At 71.4% G+C, this 770-nt stretch carries 1 protein-coding gene; it reads right to left on the reverse strand.

Annotated elements, in window-relative coordinates; genetic code table 11:
* Positions 1 to 4 precede the first annotated feature (4 nt).
* Positions 5 to 770: transposase family protein (locus tag ABD340_RS47790; protein WP_344598857.1), on the reverse strand; the 766-nt coding region annotated here is incomplete at its 5' end.

Raw genomic sequence — 770 nt, forward strand, 5'->3', positions numbered from 1 at the left:
TGGGTCAGCCCGTGGCTGCAAGGTTGTGCAGGTAGGCGATGTCGGCCACGGTGTCGCCCAGGGTGTGGGCTTTGCGGCGGTGGTCGCGCAGGATCTTCCAGTTCTTCATCCGGGCCAGGACGTGCTCGACGCGGGCGCGGACGCTGCGGTGCACGGTGTTGCGGTCTTCCTGCCAGGGCTCGAGTTCACCGCCGTCGCGGGGCTTGCGGTAGGGGATGATCACATCCGGGTTGCCCTGGTAGGCACCGTCGGCCATGACATGCCGCCCGGCCAGCGCCTGGTCGATGCCCGAGTCGCGGTAGGCCTGGCAGTCGTTGCGGTTGCCCGGCAGCGGGTCGCCGGTCGCGACCACCAGGCGGGTGTCGGCGTCGACGGCGATCTGCACGTTGGCCGAGTACCGGTAGTTCTTGCTCCGCGCGGCCAGGCTCCGGTCCCGGAGCGGCACCAGCGTGCCGTCCACGATGCTCACCTCGTCGGTGCCGCGGCGGCGGACCGGGGCCAGCGCCAGCAGCGGCCCGACGGTGTCCACGACGCGGTGCGCTGCGGCGTGCGAGATGCCAAACAGCGGGCCGACCTGCCGCAAGGTCAGATTGGTGCGCCAGTAGACCGCCACCAGCAGAACCCGATCGGCCAGCGGCAACGCCCACGGACGGCCCGGCCGCCCATCGGCGATCTGCGTGCCGCCTCGCTCGGCCACCACGCGCACCAGCTTGCGGAACTGCCGGGGCGACAGCCCGGTGAACGGACTGATCCACTCGGGCTGAGCAGCT

The sequence above is a fragment of the Actinomadura vinacea genome (assembly GCF_039532545.1).
Classification (GTDB): domain Bacteria; phylum Actinomycetota; class Actinomycetes; order Streptosporangiales; family Streptosporangiaceae; genus Spirillospora; species Spirillospora vinacea.